Source organism: Burkholderia sp. 22313, assembly GCF_052045245.1.
Classification (GTDB): Bacteria; Pseudomonadota; Gammaproteobacteria; order Burkholderiales; family Burkholderiaceae; genus Burkholderia.
This window is the reverse complement of the sequence record NZ_JBQEON010000028.1, coordinates 104,631-111,010: the sequence shown is the minus strand read 5'-3', so window position 1 is coordinate 111,010 and position 6,380 is coordinate 104,631. Positions and strand designations below refer to the sequence as shown.

The window sequence follows — 6,380 nt, the reverse complement described above, 5'->3', positions numbered from 1 at the left end:
GCCTCGCGCACCGTGCGCTTGAACAGGAACACCTGGTCGGCCAGCGACAGCGCGTCGCCGTGCATGAAGTTGATTTCCATCTGCGCGGCGCCGACTTCATGGATCAGCGTGTCGATGTCGAGGTTCTGCGCGTCGCAGTACTCGTAGATGTCCTCGAACAGCGGATCGAACTCGTTGACCGCCTCGATCGAATACGACTGGCGGCCCGTTTCGGGGCGGCCCGTGCGGCCGACCGGCGGACGCAGCGGCAGGTCCGGGTCCTTGTTCATGTCGACCAGGTAGAACTCGAGCTCCGGCGCGACGACCGGCTTCCAGCCCTTTGCCTTGTACAGGTCGAGCACGCGGCGCAGCACGTAGCGCGGCGAGATCTCGACCGGCGAGCCGTCGAAGTGCACGCAGTCGTGGATCACCTGCGCGGTCGGGTCGACGGCCCACGGAATCAGGCGGATGGTCGACGTGTCGGGCACGCACACCATGTCGGGATCGGTCACGCCGGTGAGCGAGCCGTCTTCCGGATATTCGCCGGTGACGGTCTGCACCATCACGGCTTGCGGCAGCCGCATCGATTCGCCGGACGTGAACTTGTTGCGCGGCGTGATCTTGCCGCGCGCGATCCCGGCCATGTCGGGAATGATCGCTTCGATCTCGGTGATCCGGTGCTGCTTCAGAAAGTCTTCGATGTCTTGCATGTCTGTTCTCGTTATGTGGGTCGGCGCTCAGGCGAGCGCGGCGGCGGCCGTGGCGCGCGCGCGGGCATGGCGGCGTGCGCGGCAGGCGTCGCCGAAGGCGCGGAAGATCGCGCTCGACAGCGGGTCGTGCGCCTGCCGCCATTCCGGGTGCCATTGCACGGCGAGCGCGAAAGCCGGCGCATCGACGACGCTGACGGCCTCGATCAGGCCGTCGGGCGCGACGGCTTCGACGGCGAGGCCGGCGCCGAGCTGCGCGATGCCCTGCTTGTGCAGCGAGTTCACGTGCACGTCGTCGCGGCCGCCGGCGAGCGTGTGCAGCACGCCGCCGGGTGTCAGATGCACGAGGTGCGCGGGGCCGTATTGCGTGTCCATCGGCGCGTCGTCGTCCTCGCGATGATCGGCGAGGCCCGGCACGTCGTGCACGCGTTGATGCAGCGTGCCGCCGCATGCGACGTTCAGCTCCTGGAAGCCGCGGCACACGGCCAGCACCGGCACGCCCGCGGCGATCGCCGCGCGCAGCAGCGGCAGCGTCGTCGCGTCGCGTGCGGGATCGTGCTTCGTGCCGGGCGCGCTCGGCTCGCCGCCGTACCGGTGCGGTTCGACGTTCGAGTAGCTGCCGGTAAACAGCAGGCCGTCGACCGTATCGAGCACGTCGTCGACCGACTGTCGATCGCCGAGCGCGGGCAGCACCATCGCGAACGCGTGCGCGCCGTCGACGATCGCCGCGACGTACTTGTCGCCAACCGTATGCGACGCATGTGCGCCGATCTGCGTGAAGTCGGCGGTGAGGCCGACGAGGGGTTTCCTTTCCATGACGTCAATCAGTTGTCCGTAGGGCTTGGCGTGCGTTGCGCAGCAGCGTGCAAAACGCGGGCACGACCGGGCCCCGCAGCCTGGCGCGAAGCGCAAGGCCGCTGGTGAATGGGCACGACGGGGGCGCGTGGCTGCCCCGCGCGGTGCGCGACGGTCAGGCCGTCGTTCGGTTCGCTGCGCTGCGCGACGCCGCAACGAATGCGCGAACGCGTTCCGTCACCGCGCAGACGACGCGGCTGGCGAACAGGCAGCTGAAACGAACGACGAGAAAAGGGGGAGAGGCGCTATGGCAGCAGCGACGCGACTTCGTCGGTATCGACGGCCACGAATGCGCGTGCGGAAACGGCGTTGTGACGCCGAACGGAACGACGGGACAGGATGGTGTAGATCGACAGATGCAGCAGGCGAGGACTATGCCAGCCGCAACTGCCATCGGAAGCGGGAGCAGCGCTGCGCAAACTTCGCGCATCGCCTCGATCCCACCTCACCAGAGGGCCACGGACTCTCACGATTACACTCGACTGGTTTGTTGAAAGTATTGAACACCTGATCGTTTCGTCGCACGAGGCGTTTAAAATAATCGAGGTGCCGGGCCTGCGTCATTTACATCGATCGGCATCAATTTTTGCGTTGCGATAACGTTTTTTGGTGTCGATGAATGGTCAATGACGCCGACCTGAGAGCCAGCATATACGAGCCAATAACGGCGTCAAATGTTTTTTGACGGTCTCGTGTCAGGGCTTTCCCGAGGCACTCCGAACAAAAAATTCGTAAATGGAATGATGTATCGGGTGTTCATTATTTCGAACGCCTTTCAGGGTTTTCCCCGCTGATACGCGGCATAAAGTGATTAGAATATTCAACGGCTGCCGAGCTCGCCCAACACGTCGTTTCACTTTTTCACCGCACTACCTATCGTGTCCGAAACCGAATCGATGTCCACCGAAGTCGCCGAGCGCCTGCGTTTCGTGCGCAACAAGCATGGCCTGTCGCAGCGCGAACTCGCGAAGCGGGCCGGCGTGACCAACGGCACGATCTCGCTGATCGAGCAGGGCCGCGTGAGCCCGTCGGTCGGCTCGCTGAAGAAACTGCTCGAATGCATCCCGATGAGTCTCGCGGAGTTCTTCACGTTCGAGCTGGTGGAATCGCGCTCGGTCGTGTCGCGCCGCGACGAGATGCCGAACCTCGGCAACGACGCACTCGCGTTCCACCTCGTCGGCGCCGGCGTGAAGGACCGCAACATGTGCATCATGCGCGAGGTCTACCAGCCGCTCGCCGATACGGGGCCCGAGATGCTCGTGCACGCGGGGCATGAGGGCGGCGTGGTCGTGTCGGGCCGGCTCGAGCTCACCGTCGACGGCGCGACCTGGCTGCTCGACCCCGGAGACGGCTACTACTTCGAAAGCCGTTTGCCGCACCGTTTTCGCAATCCCAGCGCGGAACAGCTCTGCGAGGTCGTGTCGGCCAATTCGCCGGCCACCTTCTGAGCGCGCATCACCGCATTCGCCGCCGGCCGTGTTGCCGTTGCGCGGCGTGCCGCAGCGCGAATGCCACCACCATTGAGGCATCCTGATGAACAAGTTGACTTTGACCGACTGGCAGGACAAGGCGGCGTCGCTCGCGATCGAAGGGCGCGCATTCATCGACGGCGCGTCGCGCGACGCGCACGGCGGCAAGACGTTCGACTGCGTGAGCCCGATCGACGGCCGCGTGCTCGCGAAGGTGGCCGACTGCGGCGAAGCCGACGTGAACGCCGCCGTTGCGGCCGCGCGCCGTGCCTTCGACGCCGGCGTGTGGGCCGGGCTGAACCCGCGTGCGCGCAAGGCCGTGTTGCTGCGCTGGACCGCGCTGATGCGCGAGCATCTCGACGAACTGTCGCTGCTCGAGACGCTCGACGCGGGCAAGCCGATCGGCGACACGACGACGGTCGACGTGCCGGGCGCCGCGTATTGCGTCGAATGGTTCGCCGAAGCGATCGACAAGGTCGGCGGCGAAGTCGCGCCGGCCGACCATCATCTCGTCGGGCTCGTCACGCGCGAGCCGGTCGGCGTGGTGGCGGCCGTCGTGCCGTGGAACTTCCCGATCCTGATGGCCGCATGGAAGTTCGGCCCGGCGCTGGCGGCCGGCAACAGCGTCGTGCTGAAGCCGTCGGAGAAATCGCCGCTGACCGCGATCCGCGTCGCGCAGCTCGCGTTCGAGGCCGGCATCCCGGCCGGCGTGTTCAACGTCGTGCCGGGCGCGGGCGAGCCGGGCAAGTTGCTCGCGCTGCATCGCGACGTCGACTGCATCGCGTTCACCGGCTCGACCGCGGTCGGCAAGCTGATCATGCAGTACGCGGCGCAGTCGAACCTGAAGCGCGCGTGGCTCGAACTCGGCGGCAAGTCGCCGAACATCGTGCTGTCCGATTGTCCGGACCTCGAGCGCGCCGCGCAGGCCGCGGCCGGCGCGATCTTCTACAACATGGGCGAGATGTGCACGGCCGGCTCGCGCCTGCTCGTGCAGCGCGACATCAAGGACGCGTTCATCGAGAAGCTGGTCGCGGCCGCGCGCGCGTACGTGCCGGGCAATCCGCTCGACCCGTCGGTATCGATGGGGGCGATCGTCGACGGCATTCAGCTCGAGCGCGTGCTGGGCTATATCGACGCGGGGCGCAAGGAAGGCACGCTCGTGACGGGCGGTGCGCGGGTGAAGGAGGAGACGGGCGGCTTCTATGTCGAGCCGACCGTGTTCGAGGTGAAACCCGACGCGAAGATCGCGCGCGAGGAGATCTTCGGCCCCGTGCTGTCGGTCATCGTGTTCGACGACGTCGACGAGGCGGTACGGATGGCGAACGATACCGAGTACGGGCTCGCGGCGGCCGTGTGGACGTCGAACCTGACGACCGCGCACGACGTGTCGCGCCGGCTGCGGGCGGGCACGGTGTGGGTGAACTGCTACGACGAGGGCGGCGACATGAACTTCCCGTTCGGCGGCTACAAGCAGTCGGGCAACGGCCGCGACAAGTCGCTGCACGCGCTCGAGAAGTACACCGAGCTGAAGTCGACGCTGATCCGGCTGCGCTGACGTACCGGGCGGGCGGCCGGGCGGACGGGCCAGCCCGCGGGCGCGGCGCCGGACGGCGTCGCGCCCGCGTGCGTCAGGCGGAACGCAGTGCGGGGTGGAAGCCCGCGGCTTCGATGATCGACTGCACGCGTTCGGCGCCCTGCGCCGATTCGACCTTGACCGTCTTCGCGGCCACGTCGATGTCGAGCTTCGCGGCCGGGTCGGCTGCCGTCACCGCACGCGTGATGGCGTTGGCGCAGCCGCCGCAGGTCATGTCCTGGACTTCGAATTCCATCGTGTTCTCCTGAGTTGACGATTGACGAGCACGTTCAGCATGAAGTTTGCCATGGTGGGAAGGTCAAGCGCCGGGCGCAACGGCCGGTGGGCGATGGCAACCTGTCATCCTGAAGTCAGACGAATGGCGGTGCGCGCGCGGACGTCAGTCCGAATTTTTCCTGATTGACGATCACGCATTATCGGCGAAATCTGGCGGAGCCTTGTGCGGCAAGGGACGTGTCGCATCGGCAGTGCCCGATTTCCATGACCGGGGTAAGGTTACTTCGAGTTGAAAATGCGAATCGATCTTAGTATCAATCCCCTTCGATATTTCCGTTCATCATCCACATGACTCGTTTCGCTTTCGGCTTCGCGCTGGCCCTGCTGGGCGCATCGGCAACCTCGGCATTCGCTGCCGACGACGTCGTCAACCTGAGCCTGAAGGACCACAGGTTTTCGCCCGCCGGCGTGACGATCCCGGCCGGCAAGCAGGTGAAGTTCGTCGTGAAGAACCTCGATGCGACGCCCGCTGAATTCGAGAGCGACGATTTCAAGGCGGAGAAGGTCGTGCCGGCCGGCAAGTCGGTCGAGATCCTCGTCGGGCCGCTGAAGGCGGGCACCTACGAGTTCCACGACGAGTTTCACGAAGCGCAGTCGAAGACGCACCTGACCGTCAAGTAAGCGGATATCGCCATGCTGTCTACTGCCCTGATCGTCTTTCGTGAAGTGCTCGAGGCCGCGCTGGTGGTCTCGATCGTGATGGCCGCCACGAAGGGCGTGCCGCGGCGCGGCTGGTGGGTCGGCGGCGGGCTCGTCGGCGGCGTGATCGGCGCCGGCCTGATTGCCGCGTTCGCCGACGCGATCTCGCAGTGGGCGTCCGGCATGGGGCAGGAAGTCTTCAACGCGGGCGTGATGTTCGTCGCGACGCTGATGCTGGCGTGGCACTGCATCTGGATGAGCCGGCACGGTCGCGAGATGGCGCTCCACATGGGCGAAGTCGGGCGGGCCGTCGCGACCGGCAGCCGGCCGCTGACGGGGCTGGCGATCGTGGTCGGCGTCGCGGTATTGCGCGAAGGCTCCGAGGCCGTGCTGTTCCTGTACGGCATCGCGGCGGGCGATCCGGGACAGACACCGCAGATGATCGCCGGCGGCCTGCTCGGCGTGCTCGGCGGCGCCGGGCTCGGCTATGCGATGTATGCGGGGCTGCTGCAGATTCCGCTGAAGCGCCTGTTCTCCGTGACCAACGCGCTGATCGTGCTGCTCGCGGCGGGGATGGCGAGCCAGTGCGTCGGCTTCCTGCTCGCGGCGGGCCTCGTGCCGTCGTGGGGCAACACGATCTGGGACACGTCGTGGCTGCTCAAGGAATCGAGCATCGTCGGCAAGGCGCTGCATACGCTGATCGGCTATACGGCGCGGCCGGCGGGAATCCAGATCGCCGCGTACGTCGGCACGCTGGTCGCGATCGTCGTGCTGGCGCGGCTCGTCGGCCGGCCCCGGGCGACCGTGCAGCCGCCGCGGCCTGTGGTCTGAGCAGGTGGAGCCGAATGCGGAAAGGGGCGT

Annotated in this window: 7 protein-coding genes and 1 pseudogene; 4 read left to right on the top strand and 4 right to left on the bottom strand. The window is 66.5% G+C overall.

The genetic code is table 11. The annotated features are described in order from the left end of the window. From ACTJKF_RS22365 to ACTJKF_RS22355, 3 genes and pseudogenes are all read right to left on the bottom strand, one after another. Positions 1–689: pseudogene (locus tag ACTJKF_RS22365) on the bottom strand (glutamine synthetase); the annotation flags it as partial. A gap of 27 nt (positions 690–716) precedes the next feature. Further along, the gene (locus tag ACTJKF_RS22360; protein ID WP_440626185.1) at positions 717–1,502 is read right to left on the bottom strand and encodes a gamma-glutamyl-gamma-aminobutyrate hydrolase family protein; all 786 of its coding nucleotides are present in this window, start codon (positions 1,500–1,502) and stop codon (positions 717–719) included. Between the two features lie 284 nt (positions 1,503–1,786). Then, complete coding sequence (locus ACTJKF_RS22355; protein WP_080294539.1) at positions 1,787–2,011, bottom strand: hypothetical protein; 225 nt, start codon at positions 2,009–2,011, stop codon at positions 1,787–1,789. 426 nt (positions 2,012–2,437) lie between these two features. Here ACTJKF_RS22355 and ACTJKF_RS22350 point away from each other — a divergent pair, with 426 nt between their 5' ends. Further along, a complete protein-coding gene (locus ACTJKF_RS22350; RefSeq protein ID WP_044849101.1) occupies positions 2,438–2,989 on the top strand; it encodes a cupin domain-containing protein in 552 nt (183 codons plus the stop codon). A gap of 85 nt (positions 2,990–3,074) precedes the next feature. Beyond that, positions 3,075–4,565 carry an aldehyde dehydrogenase gene (locus tag ACTJKF_RS22345; RefSeq protein WP_440626182.1) on the top strand — a complete coding sequence of 497 codons (1,491 nt, stop codon included), beginning with the start codon at positions 3,075–3,077 and terminating at the stop codon, positions 4,563–4,565. Between the two features lie 73 nt (positions 4,566–4,638). On the opposite strand, the gene ACTJKF_RS22340 is transcribed toward ACTJKF_RS22345, so the two are convergent. Continuing rightward, complete coding sequence (locus tag ACTJKF_RS22340; RefSeq protein ID WP_006754615.1) at positions 4,639–4,839, bottom strand: heavy-metal-associated domain-containing protein; 201 nt, start codon at positions 4,837–4,839, stop codon at positions 4,639–4,641. A 329-nt stretch (positions 4,840–5,168) separates the two neighbouring features. On the opposite strand from ACTJKF_RS22340, the gene ACTJKF_RS22335 reads away from it, so the two are divergent. Then, on the top strand, positions 5,169–5,501 hold the full coding sequence (locus ACTJKF_RS22335; RefSeq protein WP_440626180.1) for a cupredoxin domain-containing protein: 333 nt from the start codon (positions 5,169–5,171) through the stop codon (positions 5,499–5,501). A gap of 12 nt (positions 5,502–5,513) precedes the next feature. Then, positions 5,514–6,350: an FTR1 family iron permease gene (locus tag ACTJKF_RS22330; RefSeq protein WP_440626178.1), complete on the top strand. Its 837-nt coding sequence runs from the start codon at positions 5,514–5,516 to the stop codon at positions 6,348–6,350. Positions 6,351–6,380 lie beyond the last annotated feature (30 nt).

Excerpts from the sequence above, each read along its gene's own strand:
- ACTJKF_RS22330 (WP_440626178.1), top strand. The coding sequence starts at position 5,514 with ATGCTGTCTACTGCCCTGATCGTCTTTCGTGAAGTGCTCGAGGCCGCG.
- ACTJKF_RS22340 (WP_006754615.1), bottom strand. The coding sequence starts at position 4,839 with ATGGAATTCGAAGTCCAGGACATGACCTGCGGCGGCTGCGCCAACGCC.
- ACTJKF_RS22350 (WP_044849101.1), top strand. The coding sequence starts at position 2,438 with ATGTCCACCGAAGTCGCCGAGCGCCTGCGTTTCGTGCGCAACAAGCAT.
- ACTJKF_RS22345 (WP_440626182.1), top strand. The coding sequence starts at position 3,075 with ATGAACAAGTTGACTTTGACCGACTGGCAGGACAAGGCGGCGTCGCTC.
- ACTJKF_RS22360 (WP_440626185.1), bottom strand. The coding sequence starts at position 1,502 with ATGGAAAGGAAACCCCTCGTCGGCCTCACCGCCGACTTCACGCAGATC.
- ACTJKF_RS22335 (WP_440626180.1), top strand. The coding sequence starts at position 5,169 with ATGACTCGTTTCGCTTTCGGCTTCGCGCTGGCCCTGCTGGGCGCATCG.